Annotated in this window: 22 protein-coding genes and 3 tRNA genes; 8 read left to right on the top strand and 17 right to left on the bottom strand. The window is 73.1% G+C overall.

Annotated elements, in window-relative coordinates:
- Nucleotides 1-46 precede the first annotated feature (46 nt).
- Nucleotides 47-418 (top strand): hypothetical protein, encoded by a 372-nt coding sequence (locus AB0C33_RS10015; protein WP_358285557.1) that lies wholly within the window; start codon nt 47-49, stop codon nt 416-418.
- 105 nt (nt 419-523) lie between these two features.
- On the opposite strand, the gene AB0C33_RS10020 is transcribed toward AB0C33_RS10015, so the two are convergent.
- The 9 genes from AB0C33_RS10020 to AB0C33_RS10060 form a co-directional block, all read right to left on the bottom strand.
- The gene (locus tag AB0C33_RS10020; protein ID WP_358285559.1) at nt 524-1,189 is read right to left on the bottom strand and encodes an endonuclease V; all 666 of its coding nucleotides are present in this window, start codon (nt 1,187-1,189) and stop codon (nt 524-526) included.
- Between the two features lie 120 nt (nt 1,190-1,309).
- Nucleotides 1,310-1,996, bottom strand: a complete 687-nt coding sequence (locus AB0C33_RS10025; protein WP_358285562.1) for a type 1 glutamine amidotransferase — start codon at nt 1,994-1,996, stop codon at nt 1,310-1,312.
- A 29-nt stretch (nt 1,997-2,025) separates the two neighbouring features.
- Nucleotides 2,026-2,853: a bifunctional 5,10-methylenetetrahydrofolate dehydrogenase/5,10-methenyltetrahydrofolate cyclohydrolase gene (locus tag AB0C33_RS10030; protein WP_358285564.1), complete on the bottom strand. Its 828-nt coding sequence runs from the start codon at nt 2,851-2,853 to the stop codon at nt 2,026-2,028.
- Nucleotides 2,850-3,455 (bottom strand): cyclodeaminase/cyclohydrolase family protein, encoded by a 606-nt coding sequence (locus AB0C33_RS10035; protein ID WP_358285565.1) that lies wholly within the window; start codon nt 3,453-3,455, stop codon nt 2,850-2,852. The genes AB0C33_RS10030 and AB0C33_RS10035 overlap by 4 nt, the downstream gene beginning before the upstream one ends.
- A 28-nt stretch (nt 3,456-3,483) precedes the next feature.
- The gene (locus AB0C33_RS10040) at nt 3,484-3,996 is read right to left on the bottom strand and encodes a hypothetical protein (protein WP_358285567.1); all 513 of its coding nucleotides are present in this window, start codon (nt 3,994-3,996) and stop codon (nt 3,484-3,486) included.
- A 50-nt stretch (nt 3,997-4,046) separates the two neighbouring features.
- Entirely contained in the window at nt 4,047-4,721 is a 675-nt protein-coding gene (locus tag AB0C33_RS10045) for a chitosanase (RefSeq protein WP_358285570.1), read from the bottom strand.
- Between the two features lie 99 nt (nt 4,722-4,820).
- Nucleotides 4,821-5,456, bottom strand: coding sequence for an FMN reductase (locus tag AB0C33_RS10050; RefSeq protein WP_358285572.1), 636 nt, complete (start codon nt 5,454-5,456; stop codon nt 4,821-4,823).
- Nucleotides 5,457-5,482: 26 nt separating this feature from the next.
- Nucleotides 5,483-6,574: an LLM class flavin-dependent oxidoreductase gene (locus tag AB0C33_RS10055; protein WP_358285574.1), complete on the bottom strand. Its 1,092-nt coding sequence runs from the start codon at nt 6,572-6,574 to the stop codon at nt 5,483-5,485.
- Nucleotides 6,575-6,653: 79 nt separating this feature from the next.
- Nucleotides 6,654-7,190 carry a CGNR zinc finger domain-containing protein gene (locus tag AB0C33_RS10060; RefSeq protein WP_358285576.1) on the bottom strand — a complete coding sequence of 179 codons (537 nt, stop codon included), beginning with the start codon at nt 7,188-7,190 and terminating at the stop codon, nt 6,654-6,656.
- Between the two features lie 84 nt (nt 7,191-7,274).
- Between AB0C33_RS10060 and AB0C33_RS10065 the strand changes: the two genes are divergently transcribed.
- Nucleotides 7,275-8,519: an MFS transporter gene (locus AB0C33_RS10065; RefSeq protein ID WP_358285580.1), complete on the top strand. Its 1,245-nt coding sequence runs from the start codon at nt 7,275-7,277 to the stop codon at nt 8,517-8,519.
- Here the strand turns inward: AB0C33_RS10065 and AB0C33_RS10070 are convergent.
- On the bottom strand, nt 8,506-9,156 hold the full coding sequence (locus tag AB0C33_RS10070; protein WP_358285582.1) for an NAD(P)H-binding protein: 651 nt from the start codon (nt 9,154-9,156) through the stop codon (nt 8,506-8,508). The two genes, AB0C33_RS10065 and AB0C33_RS10070, sit on opposite strands and share 14 nt — an antisense overlap.
- Nucleotides 9,153-10,526, bottom strand: a complete 1,374-nt coding sequence (locus AB0C33_RS10075; protein ID WP_358285585.1) for an APC family permease — start codon at nt 10,524-10,526, stop codon at nt 9,153-9,155. Before AB0C33_RS10075 ends, AB0C33_RS10070 begins: the two co-directional genes overlap by 4 nt.
- Nucleotides 10,527-10,629: 103 nt before the next feature.
- Here AB0C33_RS10075 and AB0C33_RS10080 point away from each other — a divergent pair, with 103 nt between their 5' ends.
- The 3 genes from AB0C33_RS10080 (at nt 10,630) to AB0C33_RS10090 (ending at nt 12,560) form a co-directional block, all read left to right on the top strand.
- Nucleotides 10,630-11,238: a TetR/AcrR family transcriptional regulator gene (locus tag AB0C33_RS10080; protein WP_358285587.1), complete on the top strand. Its 609-nt coding sequence runs from the start codon at nt 10,630-10,632 to the stop codon at nt 11,236-11,238.
- 97 nt (nt 11,239-11,335) lie between these two features.
- Nucleotides 11,336-11,659, top strand: coding sequence for a hypothetical protein (locus AB0C33_RS10085; RefSeq protein WP_358285589.1), 324 nt, complete (start codon nt 11,336-11,338; stop codon nt 11,657-11,659).
- A 67-nt stretch (nt 11,660-11,726) separates the two neighbouring features.
- Nucleotides 11,727-12,560, top strand: a complete 834-nt coding sequence (locus AB0C33_RS10090) for an alpha/beta hydrolase (RefSeq protein ID WP_358285591.1) — start codon at nt 11,727-11,729, stop codon at nt 12,558-12,560.
- 64 nt (nt 12,561-12,624) lie between these two features.
- On the opposite strand, the gene AB0C33_RS10095 is transcribed toward AB0C33_RS10090, so the two are convergent.
- From AB0C33_RS10095 to AB0C33_RS10115, 5 genes are all read right to left on the bottom strand, one after another.
- Nucleotides 12,625-13,056 (bottom strand): nuclear transport factor 2 family protein, encoded by a 432-nt coding sequence (locus AB0C33_RS10095; protein ID WP_358285593.1) that lies wholly within the window; start codon nt 13,054-13,056, stop codon nt 12,625-12,627.
- A gap of 111 nt (nt 13,057-13,167) precedes the next feature.
- Nucleotides 13,168-13,242: transfer RNA gene (locus AB0C33_RS10100), tRNA-Val, on the bottom strand.
- Between the two features lie 7 nt (nt 13,243-13,249).
- Nucleotides 13,250-13,320: transfer RNA gene (locus tag AB0C33_RS10105), tRNA-Cys, on the bottom strand.
- A 15-nt stretch (nt 13,321-13,335) separates the two neighbouring features.
- Nucleotides 13,336-13,407 (bottom strand) — tRNA-Gly (locus tag AB0C33_RS10110).
- 153 nt (nt 13,408-13,560) lie between these two features.
- Nucleotides 13,561-14,760 (bottom strand): hypothetical protein, encoded by a 1,200-nt coding sequence (locus AB0C33_RS10115; RefSeq protein ID WP_358285595.1) that lies wholly within the window; start codon nt 14,758-14,760, stop codon nt 13,561-13,563.
- A gap of 112 nt (nt 14,761-14,872) precedes the next feature.
- Between AB0C33_RS10115 and AB0C33_RS10120 the strand changes: the two genes are divergently transcribed.
- The 3 genes from AB0C33_RS10120 to hutH are packed head-to-tail and all read left to right on the top strand — an operon-like array spanning nt 14,873 to nt 17,742.
- Nucleotides 14,873-15,424 carry a hemerythrin domain-containing protein gene (locus AB0C33_RS10120; protein WP_358285598.1) on the top strand — a complete coding sequence of 184 codons (552 nt, stop codon included), beginning with the start codon at nt 14,873-14,875 and terminating at the stop codon, nt 15,422-15,424.
- Between the two features lie 44 nt (nt 15,425-15,468).
- Nucleotides 15,469-16,176 (top strand): helix-turn-helix transcriptional regulator, encoded by a 708-nt coding sequence (locus AB0C33_RS10125; protein ID WP_358285599.1) that lies wholly within the window; start codon nt 15,469-15,471, stop codon nt 16,174-16,176.
- Nucleotides 16,177-16,191: 15 nt separating this feature from the next.
- A complete protein-coding gene (gene hutH, locus AB0C33_RS10130) occupies nt 16,192-17,742 on the top strand; it encodes a histidine ammonia-lyase (protein WP_358285601.1) in 1,551 nt (516 codons plus the stop codon).
- Nucleotides 17,743-17,795: 53 nt separating this feature from the next.
- Here hutH and AB0C33_RS10135 read toward each other — a convergent pair whose 3' ends face one another.
- Nucleotides 17,796-19,061 carry an NAD(P)-binding domain-containing protein gene (locus AB0C33_RS10135; protein ID WP_358285603.1) on the bottom strand — a complete coding sequence of 422 codons (1,266 nt, stop codon included), beginning with the start codon at nt 19,059-19,061 and terminating at the stop codon, nt 17,796-17,798.
- Between the last annotated feature and the right edge of the window lie 10 nt (nt 19,062-19,071).

Genomic DNA, 19,071 nt, shown 5'->3' on the forward strand with positions numbered 1-19,071 from the left:
GGCGGCGCGATCCTGGGGCGTCCACCCGAGGTCGAAGGAGAGTCCAGTGGTCACCCAGGTCGTCAAGGGGAGCGGGTATCTGACCGCGTTCAAGGCCCTCGCCACGCTCAGCATGTTGTCGGTGCTCCTGCAGGCCGTCACGGCGGGGCAGCTCATGAGCGGGGCCGGCGCGGGCCTGCACGGGGCCGGGGCGGGCGCCGTCCACCTGCTCGGGCTGCTCCAGCTCGTCGCGGCCGTGCTGCTGTGGCGGCCGGGGCGCGGCGCGGGCTGGCCCGCGCTGGTCAGCCTGGGGGTGCTGCTGCTCGGCTTCCTGCAGTCGATGCTCGGCGGGTCGGGGGCGGTGGCCGCGCACGTGCCGCTGGGCATGACGATCTTCGGGCTCAGCGTGTGGCTCGTCGCCTGGGCCTGGCGCCGCTGACCTACGCCGCTGACCTGCGCCGCTGACCTGCGCCGACTCCGTACGCCGACTCCCTGCCCCGACCCCCTGCGCCGGCCTTCCCGGCGGGGGCGGTCGAGGGTGCGGTCAGGTCCCGGCGGGGTGGCGGGCCAGGTGGTCGGCCTGGCGCACCGGCTCGGGCAGGCGGTAGCGCGGTGTGAGCAGCAGGGTCTGGGACGTGGCGGTGTCCAGGCCGATCCGGTGGCCCTGGGAGACGTAGACCGGTCTGGTGTCCCGCCGCGTGCGCAGCGCCCTGCCCACCGTGACGCCCTCGTGGACGATCGGCGTCCAGTCCCCGCGCTCCCGGCCGGGCGGCTCGTGCTCGCCCACGAACGGCGTCTTGGCCACGCCGAGCGCGGGCAGGCCGGTCAGCACGCCGAGATGGCAGGCCAGGCCGAAACCGCGCGGGTGGGCCAGGCCGTGGCCGTCGCAGACCAGCAGGTCGGGGGTGACGGTGAGCCGTTCGAGCGCCTCCACCAGGGTGGGCAGCTCGCGGAAGGCGAACAGGCCGGGCACGTAAGGGAAGGCGGCCCGGCCGTGGGCCACCGCCCGCTCGACCGGTTCCAGCGTCGCCGCGTCCAGGACGACCACCGCCGCCGTCACCTCGTCGTCGCCGTGGTAGTGCACGTCGAGGCCGGCCACCAGGGGGAAGTCCGTGGGCCCGGCGAGCTCCACGCGGCCGCGCAACCGGTCCTGGACGGCCTCGGCCTCGGCCGCGTCGGCCGGCCAGGCGTGAAGTCTGTCTACCCGCATTCCCCCCACGTTAGGGCCATTCATCCCACGCCCCGGCCACCGCCCGCCCCACCCGCCCCGGTCGCCCCGGCCGTCGGGCACGCCGGGCCGCAGAGCGCCTCCGACTGCGAAGGCGGTAGGTCAGGCGTGGACGATCTTGGCGAAGCGGGTCGCCACCTCGCGCCAGATCGGCGTGGAGACCGGCTCGTCGGCCACCGCGCCCGCGTAGACCTCCGCGGGGTCGAAGCCGTCGGGCGTCCACTCGCGCACGCGCGCGGGCAGCACCTCGGGATGGAACTGCACCCCCCACGCCCGCTCGCCCACCCGGAACGCCTGGTAGGGGCAGGCGCGCGTCTCGGCCAGCCACACCGCGCCGGCGGGCAGCCGGGTGACGGCGTCCTTGTGGTGCTCGATCGCGGGCACCACCGGCGGCAGGCCCTGGAACAGCGGGTCGTCGGCCGCCTCGGGCCGGATCGTGACCGGCAGGCTGCCGTTCTCCGGCGCGCCGGTGTCGCCGGTCACCTCGCCGCCGGCCACCTCGGCCAGCATCTGGCCGCCAAGGCAGATGCCGAACAGCGGCACGCCGTCCGCCAGCGCCTGGCCCACCAGCCGGCGGGCATCGGCCAGCCACGGGGCCCGGTCGTCCTCGGAGGGCAGGTAGCCGCCGCCGAGCATGATCATGGCGTCGTGCCGGTCCAGCCGGTCGGGCAGCGGGGCGCCCTCGTGCGCGAGCACCACGTCGAGCCGCAACCCGGCCTCCTCCAGCCAGTCGCCGAGCCGGCTCGGGCCGCCGCTCCTGCTGTTCTGCACGATCAGGACGTCACCCATCGATGGTCTCCACTCTCGGATGTCGGGGCTCAGGGCAGGTTCGCCGCGCGGGCGGTGTGGCGCAGCAGCAGCGCGGTCGTCACCGGGCCGACGCCGCCGGGCACCGGGGTCAGCGCGCCGGCCACCTCCGCGACCGCCGCGAAGTCGACGTCGCCGGTGAGCCCGCCGTCGTCGGTCGGGTTGGTGCCCACGTCGATGACCACCGCGCCGGGCGCGACGTGCGCGGCGCCGATCAGCCCGGCGCGGCCGACGGCGGCCACCAGCACCTCGGCCCCGGCGGTGACGGCGGCCAGGTCGCGGGTGCGCGAATGGCAGACGGTGACCGTGGCGTGCCGGTCGAGCAGCAGATGGGCCAGCGGCTTGCCGACCACGGTCGAGCGGCCGACGACCACCGCCCGCCGCCCTTCGAGCGGCACCTCGTAGTGGTCGAGCAGGGCCATGACGGCCGCCGCCGTGGCGGGCGGGAACGCGGGCAGCCCGGCGGCCAGGCGGCCGAGCGAGAGCGGGTTCGCGCCGTCGACGTCCTTGCGCGGGTCGATGGCGGCGGCCAGCTCCTGCGCCGAGGCCCCGGCGGGCAGCGGCGTCTGGAGCATGACCCCGTGGACGGCGTCGTCGGCGCTGAGCCCGGCCAGCGTCTCGTGGATCCTCCCGGGGTCGGCGTCGGCGCCGAGGTCGACGATGTCGCAGGCGACGCCGACGCCCGCGGCGGCCTTGGCGATCGAGCGGACGTACCACAGGCTGGCCTCGTCGGCCGTGGCCACCACGACGGCCAGTCTGGGCTGCGGCCCGGCGGCGGCCTCGGCCTGCGTCTGGGCCTTGATCGCGGTGGCCAGGTCGCGGCCGGTCAGCGTCCTCATCGGGCGATCTCCTCGCGTACCCCGGCGGTGATCCGGTCGGCCGTGGCGACGGCCGCCTCGACGCCCGCCAGGCGGGCCGTCAGCTCCTCGCGGACCTGCTCGTCCTTGATGCCCCGCAGGTTGACCTCGACGTTCACCCGGGCGGTGGTGAGCGCGGCGCGGGCGGCCTCGGCCGCGGCGGCGACGTCGGTGACGACGTTGCGGTTGCCGATCGGCAGCAGCAGCTCGCAGAGCTCGACCAGGCGCGTGGCGGCCGCCACCACCAGGGCCGGGGGCTCGGCCGCGCCGGCCAGGGCGCGGGCGATGGAGACGCTGCGCTCCTCGCCCTTGGGCAGCCGGTAGGCGTCGGAGACCGCGGTGAAGGCGGCCGCGTCCTCCTCGGCCAGCCGCAGTGTCCGCGCGCGGAGGGCGTCGGTCTCCTCGATCACCGCGGCGACCGTCTGGGCGTGTTCGGCGTACCGCTCGCCGGTGGTGTAGCGGGCCACCATGCCGAGCAGCGCCGCGGACTGGGCCGCGTGCAGGGCGGCGGTGGCCCCGCCGCCGGGGGCGGGCACCTTGTCGGCCAGCTCGGCCAGGAAGTCGACGATCTTCGAGTCGCGCATGGCCGCATTCTGCCAGGCCCGGCCGGGCTCACTCGCGGTGCATCGGCCTGGTGACGTCGTGCGGCGTGCCCTGCGGCAGGTACGGCGACCCCGCCGAGCCGTACTCGGAGGCGTAGGCCGACGGCCGCGCCGGGGACCGCCACCGCGACGGGAAGGCCGACACGACCAGCAGCGCCACGCCGAGGAACAGCATGACCCCGGTGTAGATCGTGGTCTGCAGGCCCGCTCCCAGGCTGCCGGTGACCAGCCCGTCGGGGAGGACGCGGAACCCGGCGCCCAGCTCCACCGCGGGCACCAGGCCGAGCGCGGTGTAGGCCAGTCCGCCGAGCAGCGAGGCGATCGGTGACAGGCGCGAGCCGGCCAGGAACGCCAGACCGGCCCCGGCCGCCGCGATCACGGCCAGCCCGATCCAGGAGACCCTGAACCGCGTGGCCATGGTCAGGCCGAGCTCGCCGATGCCGTACATGAGGCAGGCGGCGATCAGCGGCGGAAGGAGCAGCCCCGCGACCACTCCCAGACCATGACGGGCACCGTTGGACATGATCAACCCCGTTTGTTCGGTTTGTGCACCAACCTACCCTGATCGCCGGATCAGTGCTTGATCGTGTACTTGTCGCCGTACACCTTCCAGGTCAGCGGCGGCCTGAGGTCGAGGTTGCCCTTCCTGAGGAAGACGCGCTGCATGGTGTCGACCCGGGTGGTGTCGTCGTGGGCGTCCTCGGCCTTCATCGCCGCCTTCCTGGCGTCGAGGAACGCGTTGAGGTAGGCGACCTCGTCGCCGCCGCGGGCGGGGGAGGCGGCCTTGGCCAGCGCGGCCTTCCTGATGCCGCCGAAGCTCAGCTTGTCGGAGCCGGGGCCGTGCATGACCATGGCGTCGTAGTAGGCGAACTGGCCGAGCGCCCGCAGGCCGTCCTTCTTGGCCCGGCGGACGGCCGGGTCGAAGTAGACGCGGTCGCGCTCGTGGTCCTGGGCCCGCCGGAAGACGGGGTCGGCCGCGGCCTTCTTCCAGTCCTTGACGAACGGCTTGCCGAGGCCCTTGTGGGAGTCGGTGCCGTTGACCCTGCGCAGCGCGGGCAGGTACTTGGCCAGCACGTTCGAGGGCTTGCGCCTGGTGTAGAGCTCGACCAGCTCCAGCATGTCGCCGGTGCCGGAGCAGAAGCCGATGATGCCCGCGGTGTAGCCGCGTTCGTCCTTGATGTCCTCGATGTAGCCGTACTGGGCCTTCCAGTCCAGCGAGGAGTTCTCCGCGCTGGACACCAGCTGCATGGCGATGTCCTTCTTGTGTGGGTTGTTGAGGTCTGCGGGGGAGACGCAGGTCAAGGCAAGGGACAGCGAGAGGCATGTAGCGGTCAGCACCGCTGCAAACTAGCGCAGTGGGCGCAAAGCCGCGAGTTGCTCCGCGAACGGGACGACTTCGTCGTCAGCCCCGGCCCCGCTTTCTTCCTCAGCCGCGGCCGGGCGGGGAGCGCGGCCCGCCAGCAGGCCGGCCAGCTCGCCGGCGGCCCGGTCGATGCGCTCGCCGAGCCCGTCGGTGAAGGAGTCGCCGCCGCCGCCCCAGTCCTCCGAGGCGGCGTAGACGGCGGTCGGCACGACCACGGCCCGCAGGTAGGCGAACAGCGGGCGCAGCGCGTGCTCCAGCACGAGCGAGTGGCGGGCGGTGCCGCCCGTGGCGGCGATCAGCACGGGCGTGCCCGCCAGGGCCGTGTTGTCCAGGACGTCGAAGAACGACTTGAACAGCCCGCTGTAGGAGCCGCTGAAGGTCGGCGTGACCGCGATGAGCCCGTCGGCCTGCGTCACGGCCTCGACCACCTCGCGCAGCCGGGCGCCGGGGAAGCCGGTCACCAGGTTGTTGGCGATGTCCACGGCCAGGTCGCGCAGCTCGACCACGCGCACCTCGGCAGCGCCGTCCAGCCGCCGCCGGGTGGCCTCGGCCAGCCGGTCGGCGAGCAGGCGGGTGGAGGACGGCTGAGTCAGGCCGGCCGTGACGACGACGAGCTTCATTGGGGGGATCTCCTTCCCTGGAGGGGTCAGACCTCGACGGCCTGGGACGTACGGGCCTGGAGCAGCGAGGCGTGCGCCGGCGCGTCCGGGACGCCGGCCGGGCGGTCCTTGGCCATCTCCTTGCGCAGCACCGGCACGACCTCCTCGCCCAGGATGTCGAGCTGCTCCAGCACGGTCTTCAGCGGCAGGCCGGCGTGGTCCATGAGGAACAGCTGGCGCTGGTAGTCGCCGAAGAACTCGCGGAACTCCAGCGTCCGGTCGATGACCTGCTGCGGGCTGCCCACGGTGAGCGGGGTCTCGGCGGTGAACTCCTCCAGCGACGGCCCGTGGCCGTACACGGGGGCGTTGTCGAAGTAGGGGCGGAACTCGCGGACCGCGTCCTGGGAGTTCTTGCGCATGAACACCTGGCCGCCCAGGCCGACGATCGCCTGCTCGGGCGTGCCGTGCCCGTAGTGGGCGTAGCGCCGGCGGTAGAGGTTGATCAGGCGGATGAAGTGCTCCTTGGGCCAGAAGATGTTGTTGGCGAAGAAGCCGTCACCGTAGTAGGCGGCCTGCTCGGCGATCTCCGGGCTGCGGATCGAGCCGTGCCACACGAACGGCGGCACCCCGTCGAGCGGGCGCGGCGTGCTGGTGAACCCCTGCAGCGGGGTGCGGAAGCGGCCCTCCCAGTCGACGACGTCCTCGCGCCAGAGCTGGTGCAGCAGCGCGTAGTTCTCCACGGCCAGCGGGATGCCCTGGCGGATGTCCTGCCCGAACCACGGGTAGACCGGCCCGGTGTTGCCACGGCCCAGCATGAGGTCCACCCGGCCGTCGGCCAGGTGCTGGAGCATGGCGAAGTCCTCGGCGATCTTGACCGGGTCGTTGGTCGTGATCAACGTCGTGGCGGTGGACAGGATCAGCCGCTCGGTCCTGGCCGCGATGTAGCCGAGCATGGTGGTCGGCGAGGACGGCACGAACGGCGGGTTGTGGTGCTCGCCCGTCGCGAACACGTCGAGGCCGACCTCCTCGGCCTTGAGCGCGATCGCCACCATCGCCTTGATCCGCTCGTGCTCGGTCGGGGTCCTGCCGGTGGTGGGGTCGGTGGTCACGTCGCCCACGCTGAAGATTCCGAACTGCACTTTAGTCACCATCCATGACTGTTGAATCTTTGACAGGTATCGTAGCGTCCCGGCCTCCGCCGTTATTCCATCATCCCGGTCAGGCGCCCGCGCGGGCGCGGAAGGCCGCCGCCTTGGCGCGGTTGCCGCAGCCGCGCATGTCGCACCAGCGGCGGGTGCGGCGGTGGGAGGCGTCGACGTACAGGCGGGTGCAGGGGTCGGCCTCGCACTCGCGGATCAGCTCCGCCTGCGGGCCGCCGAGCAGCTCGATCGCCGCGCGCGCCGTCGTGGACAGCGCGCCGGGCAGGCCGCCGCCGCGCCGCAGGCCGCGCTCTTCGAGCGCGACGTCCGCGGGCGGGCGCCGGGCGGTCTCGTTGAGCAGGTCGCGGTCGGCCCGGTCGTACGGGCTGCCCTCGCGGGCGGCCGTGGCCAGTCGGTAGATCGCCTCGCGCAGGGCCGTCGCCCGCGCCAGGTCGTCGTCGCCGGTCTCGGGCGGCTCGTCGAGGAGCCCGGCGGCGACCGTCCAGCGGGCCAGGTCGGCGGGGGAGGCCAGCAGGTCGATGCGCGCGCCCCGGCGGTGGCCGATGGTGCCGGCGAGGTCGAGGCCGAGGTTGCCGCTGACGAAGGTGAAGTCCACGGCTCCCATCGTAACCGCGTTGACAAGTTACTTCCGGCGCTGCCAAGGTTTCTAACCATTGAATCCGGTTACTTTGGGGGCATCGTGGCGACACTCAGCACCGTCGGCGGCGGGACGCGCCGGTTCGGCGCGCGGCACCGATGGGTCGTGCTGTCCGTGGGCGTCGGCGCCCAGGCCAGCTTCTCGGCCATGTTCTCCGGCATCCCGCTGACCGCGGTCTCCATGCGCTCGGGCTACCACCTGTCGCTGGGCTCGCTCGGCCTGGTCCTGTCCTGCCTGGGGCTGGGCGTGGCCGCCTCCGACATCGCGTGGGGCATGCTCACCGACCGCTGGGGCGACCGCCGCGTGCTGCTGGCCGGGCTGACCGCCACGGGCGCGCTGCTGGCGGTGATGGCCGCCGCCGTCACGCCGGCCGAGCACGCCGGGGTGGCCCTGCTGGCGGCGTGCCTGCTGGCCGCCGGGGCGCTGGGCGGCAGCGTGAACGGCGCCTCCGGGCGGGCCGTCATGACCTGGTTCGCCGACGGCGAGCGGGGGCTGGCCATGAGCGTCCGCCAGACGGCCATCCCCGTCGGCGGCGCGGTTGGGGTCGCCCTGCTGCCCTGGCTCGCCGAGCGGTACGGGTTCCGCGCCGTCTACGCCGTACCGGCGGTGTTCTGCCTGCTGGCGGCGGCGGCCACCTGGCGCTGGCTGCACGAGCCGGCGCCCGCCGCCGCGGCCGTCGCCCCGGAGCCCGGCCCCTCCCCGCTGCGCCGCTGGGACGTGTGGCGGGTGGCGCTGGCCAGCGGGCTGCTCACCGTGCCGCAGTTCGCCGTGCTGTCCTTCACCGCGATCTTCCTGCACGACGTCAAGGGGGCCGGCGCCGGCCTGGCCGCCCTCACCGTGCTCGTCGCCCAGCTCGGCGGCGGCGCGGCGCGCATCTGGACCGGCCGGCGCACCGACCGCCGCGGCGGGCGGCGCACCTGGATCCGCGCCATCGGGACCCTGTCCGGCGTCGTGATGGCCGCCGCCGCCGTGCTCACCTCGGCGCCCACCCCGCTCACCGTCGCGGCCCTGGCGATCGGCGGCCTGCTGGCCAACTCCTGGCACGGCATCGCCTACACCGAGATCGCCGCCATGGCGGGCGCGGCCAGGGCGGGCAGCGCGCTCGGCCTGGAGGGCACCGCCTGCTTCGCCTCGGGCTTCGTGACCCCGCTGCTCGTCCCGGTGGTGCTCGGCCTCGCCTCGTGGGAGGCGGTGTGGGGGCTGGCCGCGCTCGCCTCGCTGCTGGCCGTGCCGCTGATCCCGGGGGCCGTGCGGCCGGTGCCGCGGGCCGCCGTCACAGGGCGTTGATCGCCGCCGGGCCGAGGATCCGCTCGGGCGCGCCGCGCTCGGCCACGGTGATCATCGCCTGGCCGATGCGCTCGGTCGTCGTCACCGACGCCGGGAACAGCCGCCGCAGCAGCGGGTAGAGCGGCGCGGCCACGACGTAGGCCAGTCGGTACCAGCGGGTGCGCGAGGTCACGCCGTGCATCGGCTGGATGTAGCCGGGACGGAACATGTAGGCGTGGAACGGCAGCGCGAGCAGCGCGTTCTCCGTCGCGCCCTTCACCCTGGCCCACATCGCGCGGCCGTGCGCGTCCGTGCCGGCCCCCGAGACGTAGACGAAGGTCGAGGACGGGCTGAGCCGGGCCAGCGTGGTGCCGGCCGCCAGCGTGTAGTCGTAGGTGATCCGCCGGTACTCCTGCTCGCTCATGCCCGCCGCGGACACGCCGAGGCAGAAGAAGCACGCGTCGTAGCCGGCCAGCTCGCCCTCGACGGCCGACAGGTCCGACAGGTCGGCATGGAGCAGCTCGCGCAGCTTGGGATGGACCGTCCCCGTGGGCGACCGGCCGACCGTGAGCACGGCCGTCACGCGCTCGTCGAGCAGGCACTCCCTGAGCACGCCGCGCCCGACCATGCCGGTCGCCCCGAAGATGATCACTCTCATGGTTCAGCCAGATCCCACCCGCCGCGCCGCCGCAGCACTCCCAGATAGTACGCCGCCGACACCACCGCGATCCCGGCGGTGACGTACAGGCTGGGCCGGCCGATCGCCGGGTCCAGCGCGTTGAGGTAGATCACGTACGCCAGCGCGGCCAGCGCCAGCACCGGCGCGAGCGGGAACCACGGCATGCGGTACGCCGCGTGGCCGGTCGTGCCGTTGCGCCGCCCGGCGATCGCGCCCAGGCACAGCGCCGCGTACACGGCCACGATCGAGGTGCCGGTCACCACCAGCAGGAAGCGCTCGTCGATGAAGCAGCAGGCCGCGCTGACCACGCCGGTCAGGACAGTGGCCACCCACGGCGAGCCGTACCGGGCGTGGATCGACGACAGCAGGCGGCTGACCGGCGCGGGCCAGGCGCGGTCCCGTCCGGTGCTGAACAACATGCGCGAGGTGATGAGGATGATGGCCAGCACGGCGTTGAGGATGGCCAGCGCCACGGCCAGGGAGATCACCGTGTTGGTCACGGACCCGGCGCGGGCGGTGACGAAGTACTGCATCATGTTCTCCGCGCCGAACAGGCCCTCCAGCGACGGCGCGCCCACCAGCACCGCCGTCACCGGCACCAGCTCGGCCGCCACGGTGACGCCCAGCGCCCACAGCACGGTCTTGGCGATGCTCTTCGGCGCGTCGTGCACCTCCTCGCCGAAGTAGACCGCCGAGCCGTACCCGTTGTAGGAGAAGATCGCCACTGCGGTCGCCGCGCCGATCAGGCCCAGCGAGGCGGGCACCAGCGCGCCGCCGTCCCCGGCCACCACCGGATGGGTGATCAGCTCGACCGGCGAGCGCTGCGGACTGAACAGGCCGAGCGCCGCCACGACCACCAGCGCGATCATCTCGATGGCCAGGAACACCCCGGTCACCCAGGCGTTCAGCTTGATGTCGAAGACCGCCACGACGGTGGTGAGCAGGCACGTCACGGCCGCCACCAGCGGCCCGTCCAGCCCCGGGAGGACGACCGACAGGTACGCGCCCACGCCCAGCGCGATGACGGCGATGATGAGCAGCTGCGTGATGAGGATCAGCCCGAGCACCACGAAGCCGGGCAGCCGGCCGAGCGTCCGGGCGGTGATGGCGTACTCGCCGCCGGTGAGCGGGAACGCAGAGCCCAGCTCGGCGTAGACGAAGGCCATGAACACGCCCACGACGGCGCCGGCCAGGTAGCTGAGGATCGCGCCGCTGCCGGCCTGGGAGATCACGCCGGGGGCGATGATGAAGACCGAGGACGCGGGGGTGATGGCGGACAGGGTGAGGAGGAGGGTGCCGAGGAGCTTGAGTCCCCGGTGCAGGTGTGGATGGGCGGCCGTTGATGCCACGACGCCTCCTTGGGGGGTTCCTTGAGCGAGTATCAAAGAACTATCGGGGGCGTTCGTCAAGGATGGCTTGCGTTTTTTGAAGCGTCTATGAAGAATCGCGGCCATGGCGCGACCCAGCCGGGCCCGGGAGAAGCGGGCCGAACTCGTCTCCGCCGCCCGCCGGGCGGTGCTCGAACGCGGCATCCTCGACCTGCGGCTGCGCGACGTCGCCGAGGTCGCCGGCATGTCGGCGGGGTCGGTGCTGTACTACTTCCCGAGCATGGCCGGCCTGCTGCAGGAGGTGCAGCGCGAGGCGGTCGACCGGTTCTGCGCCGCCCGCGAGGCCGCCGCCGCCCGCGAGCCCGACCTGCGGCGGCGCCTGGTCATCACCATCGGCAGCGGCCTGCCCGCCGGTCCGGGCGACGAGCTGTGCGTGCTGCTGTACGAGCTGGGGGCGCACGCCCGGCGCGATCCGGCGTACGCGGCCCAGCACATCCGGCTGTACGAGCGGCAGGTGGCCCTGTACGCCGCGATCCTGGAGGCGGGGTCGGCGACCGGCGTCTTCACGCTGACCCGGGACGCCATGACGATCGCCCGGAACCTGGTGGCGCTGGAGGACGGGCTGGGGTTGCACCTGCTGGACGCGGTGCAGCCGTTCGACACGGAGACGGCCCGCGACCTCCTCCTGTCCTACGCCACAGACGCCACCCACTGCCCCCTGACCCGCACGTGACCCCCCTCTGTCCGGTCTGTCCGGGCGCCACACCCCATCCGCCATCCCGCCTCCGGTGCGTCTACCGGCGGCCGCGACGCCGTGCGATCATCGGCCCGTGACGTCCCTCCCTGATCCCGGCACGCGCAAGTACGCCACCCTCGGGCTGAGCGTGCTCTGCGCAGCGGCCCTCACCGGCTACGGACTGGTGGCCTGGAGCATCTGGCGGTTGGACTGGATGCCCACGGAGCTCCTGGCCAAATGCGGCATCGCGGCCGCGGTGCTCCCCGGCGCCGGCCTCGCCCTCGGGTACGCGTTCGCGGCACGGCGGCCCGGGCCCGTACGGCTCTTCGCGGCCTCGGCGGGCGCGGCGATCGGAGCAGTGTGCCTGCTCCTGGCCACTGTCGGTTACATCTGGTTCTCGATGTCGGCGAACGTGTAGCCCCGGCAGCAACCCGAGGGAACATTCGTCCAATCCTCCGGCGCGGGACGGCCGCCACAGTGGCCTCATGACCAGTTCCCACGGCGACACCACCGAGAGCATGATCCTCTCCCTGGACGACGGCGACCTCCACGCCTGCCAGGACGGCCCCCGCGACGCCCCCGCCCTCCTCCTCATCCACGGTTCGGCGTCCTCGGCCCGCTCCTGGGACCAGATGGTCCCCCTGCTCACGGGCTCCCATCGCGTCATCCGGATCGACCTGCTCGGCCACGGCCGCTCCGCCAAACCGGACGACCGCGGCTACACCACCGCCGACCAGGCACGCCGGGTCGGCGAGGCGCTGGACCGGCTCGGCGTGCGGGAGGCCGTGGTCGCGGGCCACTCCAGCGGCGGCGTGGTCGCCACCGCCCTGGCCGAACAGCGTCCCGGCCTGGTGACGGCGCTCGTCCTCATCAACACAGGCCCTGACCTGGACGCCTTCATCGCCCCGGCGTCGGCCGCGTTCGCCCCCTCGCAGTGGCCGCCGACCGACGAGCAGATCCGCCTGTTCGCGAGCCCGGGCTTCAGCCGTCCCGGCTACCAGCCCCCGGACGAGCTGCTGGACGAGGTGCGATGCATGACCCTCCACACGCTCGCCGCGACCATGCAGGGCACCCGCGACTACCTGCACGAACGGCCGCTGCCCGACCGCCTGGCGCCTCTGGGCAAGCCGTTGCTGGTGATCTTCGGCGCGGACGACCGCCGGTGGCGTTCCTCGTCCGCGTCCGGCTACCGCGTCGTGCCGGGGGCCGAGATCGAGCTCCTGCCCGGCCTCGGCCACACCCCCATCCTGGAGGACCCCCAGCAGACCGCCATCCGCCTCCTCGCCTTCACCACAACCCACCCCGAACAGCCACACTGAGCCCGCCGTGCCCGCAAGCGGCCAAACCAGGAAGCTGTCGCGGCCGGGGGGTTCGGGGATGGGGTCACCGGGCTGTGCGCCAGCTCTGTTCCTCCACCAGCTCCTGGCTGCGCCAGCCGCCGGAAGTACGCCGCAGGCGGTGGTGGTACCAGCCGCCGCCGTGCAGGAACCCCTTGGCGTCGGCCGCGGCCATGTCGCGCGTTGGGGCGAGGGTGTCGGTGAACGGCGCGCTGACCCGCGCCTCGTCCCCGGTGAGGACGATCCGCGGGGCCCCGATCAGGTGCAGGCGTCCGGGCCAGTGCGGCAGCACCTCGGCGAGCCAGCTCTTGACCTCCGCCAGCCCGCCCCTGATCCCGCCCGCGGACCGGTAGTCGATGACCGCCCCCGGGCTGAACACCTCGTCGAGCAGGTCCCACTCGCCGGAGTCGACGGCCCGCGAGTACCGGGCCAGCAGGTCGGTGATCTCCAGGCGGTCGGCGATCTCCTGAACGTCCATGCCCCTGATCGAACCAAACGCTTGCTACAAGCGCCAGGCCCCCGCGCCCGGGGAGGAGCCGCGAAAAAGCGTCAGCCAGGCCGGCGACCCGCCGACCTGGCTGATGAGAGATGGTGGACGATACTGGGATTGAACCAGTGACCTCTTCCGTGTCAGGGAAGCGCTCTCCCGCTGAGCTAATCGTCCTTCGTAGAGGTGGCGACGGGATTTGAACCCGTGTGGACGGCTTTGCAGGCCGCTGCCTCGCCTCTCGGCCACGCCACCGAGCCGGAAGCTCCGAGCGGAAGACGGGATTCGAACCCGCGACCCTCACCTTGGCAAGGTGATGCTCTACCACTGAGCCACTTCCGCGTGCGCCCCGCTCGTGCCGGGCGACGAGAGAACTCTAGCGAATCCTCGCCGAGTCCCCAAACCGGAGCGCTTCCGCGCAGGTCGTCCCAGGTGCGGCCCGGCCGCGCCCCGGGGCGGGACCCGGGGCGGAGGCGCAAGGAGGGCACGGCCCGGTCAGCGGCCCAGTTGCATGCCCGCCGGATGCGGCCCCTCCGTCTCAAGCCGGTACTCCCGCCCCGACACCGCCCGGTTGTCGTCGATGACCCGCTCCGACGGCGGCTTCTCCCCGCCCAAGACCGCCTCCTGCATGCGCGTGAAGCGCTCGTGGGCCTCCTGGACGTACCCGGTGCCGAGCGTGGTGCAGTCGATCTGGGTGGCCAGCAGCTCCCGCAGGTACGCCTTGTTCGGCTCGAACGTCACCGGCGGCGGCAGCTCGGGAGCCAGCACCTGGTCGGGATCCCGTCCGTCGAACCGCTTGAACAGCTCGCAGGCCAGCCGCAGATGCTCGATCTCCATGTTCAGGTGCAGCTCCCAGACGGCCTTCACCCTGGGGTCGGACTCGGTCTCCATGAACGAGTGGTAGAGGTAGCACTCGTTGTACTCGTGGTTGAGCAGCATCTCCCACCAGCTCTCGCCCGGGTCGACCAGCGACTCGTAGTGGGTGACGTGCTCCTCCTCCACCATGGCGATCTCCTGGTAGAGCTGCCGGGCGATCGGCTCCATGGCCAGCGGCCCGACGTTCATGTAGAAGTTCATGGTCTGCTGCTCGGCCGCCATGACGGTCAGGGCGTGCAGTTTCGACAGCGGCTCGGTGCGGTGCCGGTCGTACGGCTCGCGCACGTTGTCGACCGGGTCCCGGTGGTGCAGGTACGTCGGCCGCCCCGGCATGACCTCGGTGACCCCGTCCACGATCTTCTCGGCCTTGCGGTGCTCGATCATCTCGTAGAGGTTGGCGTACCGGTAGAGGTGGTCGAAGTCCTCCAGCACCCCGAACTGGTACGCCTGCGTCAGGTACGGGTCCGGCTCCATGCGCGCCACCCACGCCGTCAGGTCCACCGCGACCTGCTCGTAGGCGATGGTGGTCTCCAGCACCGACGCGACGCCGGGCAGCAGCCAGTTGACCGCCTTCTGCTGCTGCGCCTCGATGTGGCGCACCCGGGCGAGCTGCCGCTTCAATTCCAGGTCGGTGCAGTGGCGGGCGAGCTGGTGGCTGAACAGGACCGCCTCGGTCTCGATGCCGTTCATCGTGATGATCCGGCAGCGGGTGTACGGGTCGGCGTGGTCGGGATCGATGGGCGAGACGTTGAGCTCCCGCCAGTCGCGCAGCTGCTCGTCCAGCGGGATGCCCCGCTCCTGAAGTGGGTCGAAGGCCATGTCGCTGCGCCTACCCGCGGCCTGGTGGGGCAACCTCCGCGTTGCGTCGCCGAACGATCCGCGTTCGGTAAGGAGGCGCGTGCCCGACCGGCGCCCGGGTAGGCCGCTGGACGTGGCTGAACACGATGTCATCGACGTGCTGATGGCCCAGCACGGCCAGATCAGGGACCTGTTCGACGAGGTGGAGCAGGCGCCGCCGGAACGGGTGGAGGAGGCGTTCGAGCGGCTGATCCGCCTGCTGGCCGTGCACGAGACCGCCGAGGAGGAGATCGTCCACCCCTACGCGCGCAGGAAGGTGGACGGCGGTCCAGGCGTGGTGGCCGACCGGCTGGCCGAGGAGAACCGGGCCAAGCGGCTGCTCGTCGAGATCGACCGGGCGGGCGTGGACGACCCGGCGTTCTGGGAGAGGCTGGCCGAGCTGCGCACGGCGGTCACCAAGCACGCCCGCAGCGAGGAGCGCTACGAGTTCGCCCAGCTGCGCAACAGCACCTCCGTCGTGGAACGCCGGGCCATGGCGGCGGCGGTGCGGGCGGCCGAGGCGGTCGGGCCGCTGCGGCCGCGTCCAGGCGTGGAGTCGGCGACGAAGAACGTGCTGATCGGCACGCCCCTCGCGCTGATGGACCGGGCCCGCGAGATCATCAGGAAGGCCCTGGGGAGCGGCTGACACTTCGTCACCGGACGAAATGTCGGTGCGTTAGCGTCGTGGGCATGGAGCACACCGCACGTGACGCCGACATCGCGCCCGTCGCCGCGCTCATCGCCGACCCCACCAGGGCCGCCATGCTCACAGCGCTGCTCGGCGGCCGGGCCCTGGCCGCCGGCGAGCTGGCCAGGGTCGCCGGGGTGAGCGCCGCGACCGCCAGCGCCCACCTGGCGCGGCTGCTCGACGGAAGCCTGGTCGACGTCGTCCGGCAGGGCCGCCACCGCTACTACCGGCTGGCCGGGCACGAGATCGCCGAGGTGCTGGAGACCCTGGCCAGGGTGAGCGCCCGCCCGCCGGTGCGCTCCCTGCGGCAGTCCCGGCAGGCGCGCCTGCTGGAGGAGGCCCGCACCTGCTACGACCATCTGGCCGGACGCGCCGGCGTCGCCCTGCTCGACCGGCTCAGGGACGGCGGCTTCTACGACCGCCAGGACCTCACCCCCGACGGCGAACGCCTGCTGACGAGCCTGGGCGTGGACGTCGAGGGCGCCCGCAGGACCAGGCGGCGCTTCGCCCCGGAATGCCTCGACTGGACCGAACGCCGGTCGCATCTCGGCGGAGCACTGGGCGCCGCGATCACCGACGTCCTGCTGGAACGCGGCTGGTACCGGCGCGGATCGGTGCCACGCGCGGTGGTCCTCACCGACGAGGGCAGGGAGGGGCTGGCGGCGATCTTCCCGAGTAAGGAGCTAACATCGGGTACGCCGGTTACCTAAGCGAGAGAGACGATCATGCGCGACAACGGAGTCGTGAACGTCGGCCCCGAGCCTTTGAGCTTCGACGACGTCATCAAGGTGGCCCGCCACGGCGCCGCCGTGCAGCTCACCGACGACGCGGTGGCCGCCATGGCGGCCGCCCGCCAGCGGGTGGACGAACTTGCCGAGAGCCCCGTGCCCGCCTACGGCGTCTCCACCGGGTTCGGCGCCCTGGCCACCCGGCACATCGACCCCGCGCTGCGCGCCCAGCTCCAGCGCTCGCTGGTGCGCTCGCACGCGGCGGGCAGCGGCCCCGAGGTGGAGACCGAGGTGGTGCGCGCGCTCATGCTGCTGCGCCTGCACACCCTGGCCACCGGCCACACCGGCATCAGGCCGGGCACCGCCAAGACCCTGGCCGCGCTGCTCACCGCCGGCATCACGCCGGTCGTGCACGAGTACGGCAGCCTCGGCTGCTCCGGCGACCTCGCGCCGCTGGCCCACGTGGCGCTGACGCTGATGGGCGAGGGCGTCGTCCGCGACGCCGCGGGGGAGCTCCAGCCCGCCGGGGAGGCGCTCAAGCAGGCCGGCATCGAGCCGGTCGAGCTGGCCGCCAAGGAGGGCCTGGCCCTGATCAACGGCACCGACGGCATGCTGGGCATGCTCATCCTGGCCATCTCCGACCTCACCAGGCTGGTCAGGACCGCCGACATCAGCGCGGCGATGAGCGTCGAGGCGCTGCTCGGCACCGACCGCGTCTTCATGCCGGAGCTCCAGGCCCTGCGCCCGCACCCCGGCCTGGCCAGGTCCGCCGCCAACATGACCAAGATCCTGGCCGGCTCCGGCGTCATGGCCAGCCATCGCGACCCTCAGGCGTGCACCCGCGTCCAGGACGCGTACTCGCTGCGCTGCGCCCCGCAGGTCGCCGGCGCCGCCCGTGACACGATCGCGCACGCCGCCACCGTGGCCGGCTGGGAGCTGGCCAGCGCCGTGGACAACCCGGCCGTGCTGGACGACGGCCGGGTGGAGTCCAACGGCAACTTCCACGGCGCGCCCGTGGGCTACGTGCTCGACTTCCTCGCCGTCGTGGCCGCCGACCTGGCCTCGATGTCCGAACGCCGCACCGACCGCTTCCTCGACGTGGCCCGCAACCACGGCCTGCCCGCGTTCCTGGCCGACGACCCCGGCGTCGACTCCGGCCACATGATCGCCCAGTACACCCAGGCCGCGATCGTCTCGGAGCTGAAGCGGCTGGCCGTGCCCGCCAGCGTCGATTCCATCCCCAGCTCGGCCATGCAGGAGGACCACGTCTCCATGGGCTGGTCGGCGGCGCGCAAGCTGCGCAGGTCGATCGACGGGCTGACGCGGGTGCTGGCCGTCGAGGTGCTCACCGCGGCCCGCGCGCTCGACCTGCGCGCCCCCCTGGAGCCCGCGCCGGCGACCGCGGCCGTGGTCAGGGCGCTGCGCGAGAACGTGCCCGCGCCGGGCCCCGACCGCTTCCTCGCGCCGGAGATCGAGTCCGCCGTGCGGCTGGTGGCCGAGGGCGGCGTCGTGGCCGCGGCGGAGTCGGTCACCGGGCCGCTGGACTAACCGGGCCCCTGGACTAACCGGGCCGCTGGACTGGCCGTCGCGTCCCGGCCCGCTCAGCGGGGGAGGGCGACGATCAGGTCCATCTCCATCACCAGCCCCGGCCGGAACAGCTTCGACACCTCGACGGTCGTGCTGGCCGGCGGAGTGCCGGTGACGTACCGGTTGCGCACGTCCCTGAGCTGGAGGATGTCGTCCATGTCCGTCAGGTACGTGCGGATGAAGGCGACGTCCTGCCAGGTCGCGCCCTGGTCGGCCAGGATGCGCGTGGTGACCGCGAAGATGTGCTCGGCCTGGTCCTTGAGCGAGCCGGGGGCGACCACGTGCCCCTGCTCGTCGAAGGCGGCCTGGCCGGAGACGTAGAGCATGTCGCCGACCCGCACGGCGTGCGAGTACGCGCCGTTCGTGGCCGGGATCGTGGACAGGTTCAGCGGCACCGCGCGCGCGGCGGGCGCGGTGCCGGTGCCGGTGTCGGTGCCGGTGTCAGTGCCGCTGCCGCTGCCGCTGCCGCTGTCGGTGGCGGGGGCGCCGCCGACGTGCTCGGCCACCGCCGTCAGGTCGCGTTCGCCCAGCCCGGCCGCCCGCGCCTCCTGCAGGCGTCGCCGGGCGGCGGTGGCCATCGACGCGCCCTCCCACGCCGCCAGCTCCAGGTCCTTGGCGGCCAGGCCGAGCGAGTACCGGGTCTCGGCGGCGGGCGTGCGCAGCCGTTCGGCGACCTGGCCGAGCGGCGTGCCGGCCAGCACGTCGAGCAGCGCGTCCCGGTCCACGCCGTGCGCCGCCCCGTACGCCAGCGTCTCGGCGACCAGCACCTGCGCGGGCACGATCGCGCTCATGACGGCGATCTTCATCGCCGCGCCGGACCCCAGCGGCCCGGTCTCGCGCACGCCGCCGAAGACCGACAACACCTCGCGGCAGACCGACACGTCACCGCCGGCCAGCACCACCAGCGAGCCGTCCGCCGCCGGGCCCACGCTGCCCAGCACCGGCGCGTCCACCAGCGCGACCGACGCGGGCAGCAGCTCACGCAGCTCGCGCACCGCCTCCGGGCCGATCGTGGACATCTCCACCACCGTCGCGCCGGGCCGCAGACCGGGCAGCGCGGCCGTCAGCACCTCGCGCACCGCCGCCGGATCGCTGAGCATGCTGATCACCAGCTCGGCGCCCTCCACCGCCTCGGCGGCCGCCACACCGGTCCCACGCCGCCACGTCGTCACCTTGTGCCCGGCCTCCACGAGTCGCCGAGCCATGGGGACGCCCATGCGTCCCTGTCCGAGAAATGCAATCACGGGAACAGTGAACAGGGATGCGAGGTATTCCACCACCGACTAGATT

Origin of the sequence: Nonomuraea sp. NPDC048881, from assembly GCF_040649795.1 — a bacterium.
Classification (GTDB): Bacteria; Actinomycetota; Actinomycetes; order Streptosporangiales; family Streptosporangiaceae; genus Nonomuraea.

Bases quoted from the DNA above. Each gene is read 5' to 3' on its own strand.
- AB0C33_RS10020 (WP_358285559.1), bottom strand. From the start codon at position 1,189: ATGCGGGTAGACAGACTTCACGCCTGGCCGGCCGACGCGGCCGAGGCC.
- AB0C33_RS10025 (WP_358285562.1), bottom strand. From the start codon at position 1,996: ATGGGTGACGTCCTGATCGTGCAGAACAGCAGGAGCGGCGGCCCGAGC.
- AB0C33_RS10030 (WP_358285564.1), bottom strand. From the start codon at position 2,853: ATGAGGACGCTGACCGGCCGCGACCTGGCCACCGCGATCAAGGCCCAG.
- AB0C33_RS10035 (WP_358285565.1), bottom strand. From the start codon at position 3,455: ATGCGCGACTCGAAGATCGTCGACTTCCTGGCCGAGCTGGCCGACAAG.
- AB0C33_RS10040 (WP_358285567.1), bottom strand. From the start codon at position 3,996: ATGTCCAACGGTGCCCGTCATGGTCTGGGAGTGGTCGCGGGGCTGCTC.
- AB0C33_RS10045 (WP_358285570.1), bottom strand. From the start codon at position 4,721: ATGCAGCTGGTGTCCAGCGCGGAGAACTCCTCGCTGGACTGGAAGGCC.
- AB0C33_RS10050 (WP_358285572.1), bottom strand. From the start codon at position 5,456: ATGAAGCTCGTCGTCGTCACGGCCGGCCTGACTCAGCCGTCCTCCACC.
- AB0C33_RS10070 (WP_358285582.1), bottom strand. From the start codon at position 9,156: ATGAGAGTGATCATCTTCGGGGCGACCGGCATGGTCGGGCGCGGCGTG.
- AB0C33_RS10080 (WP_358285587.1), top strand. From the start codon at position 10,630: ATGGCGCGACCCAGCCGGGCCCGGGAGAAGCGGGCCGAACTCGTCTCC.
- AB0C33_RS10090 (WP_358285591.1), top strand. From the start codon at position 11,727: ATGACCAGTTCCCACGGCGACACCACCGAGAGCATGATCCTCTCCCTG.
- AB0C33_RS10095 (WP_358285593.1), bottom strand. From the start codon at position 13,056: ATGGACGTTCAGGAGATCGCCGACCGCCTGGAGATCACCGACCTGCTG.
- AB0C33_RS10115 (WP_358285595.1), bottom strand. From the start codon at position 14,760: ATGGCCTTCGACCCACTTCAGGAGCGGGGCATCCCGCTGGACGAGCAG.
- AB0C33_RS10125 (WP_358285599.1), top strand. From the start codon at position 15,469: ATGGAGCACACCGCACGTGACGCCGACATCGCGCCCGTCGCCGCGCTC.
- hutH (WP_358285601.1), top strand. From the start codon at position 16,192: ATGCGCGACAACGGAGTCGTGAACGTCGGCCCCGAGCCTTTGAGCTTC.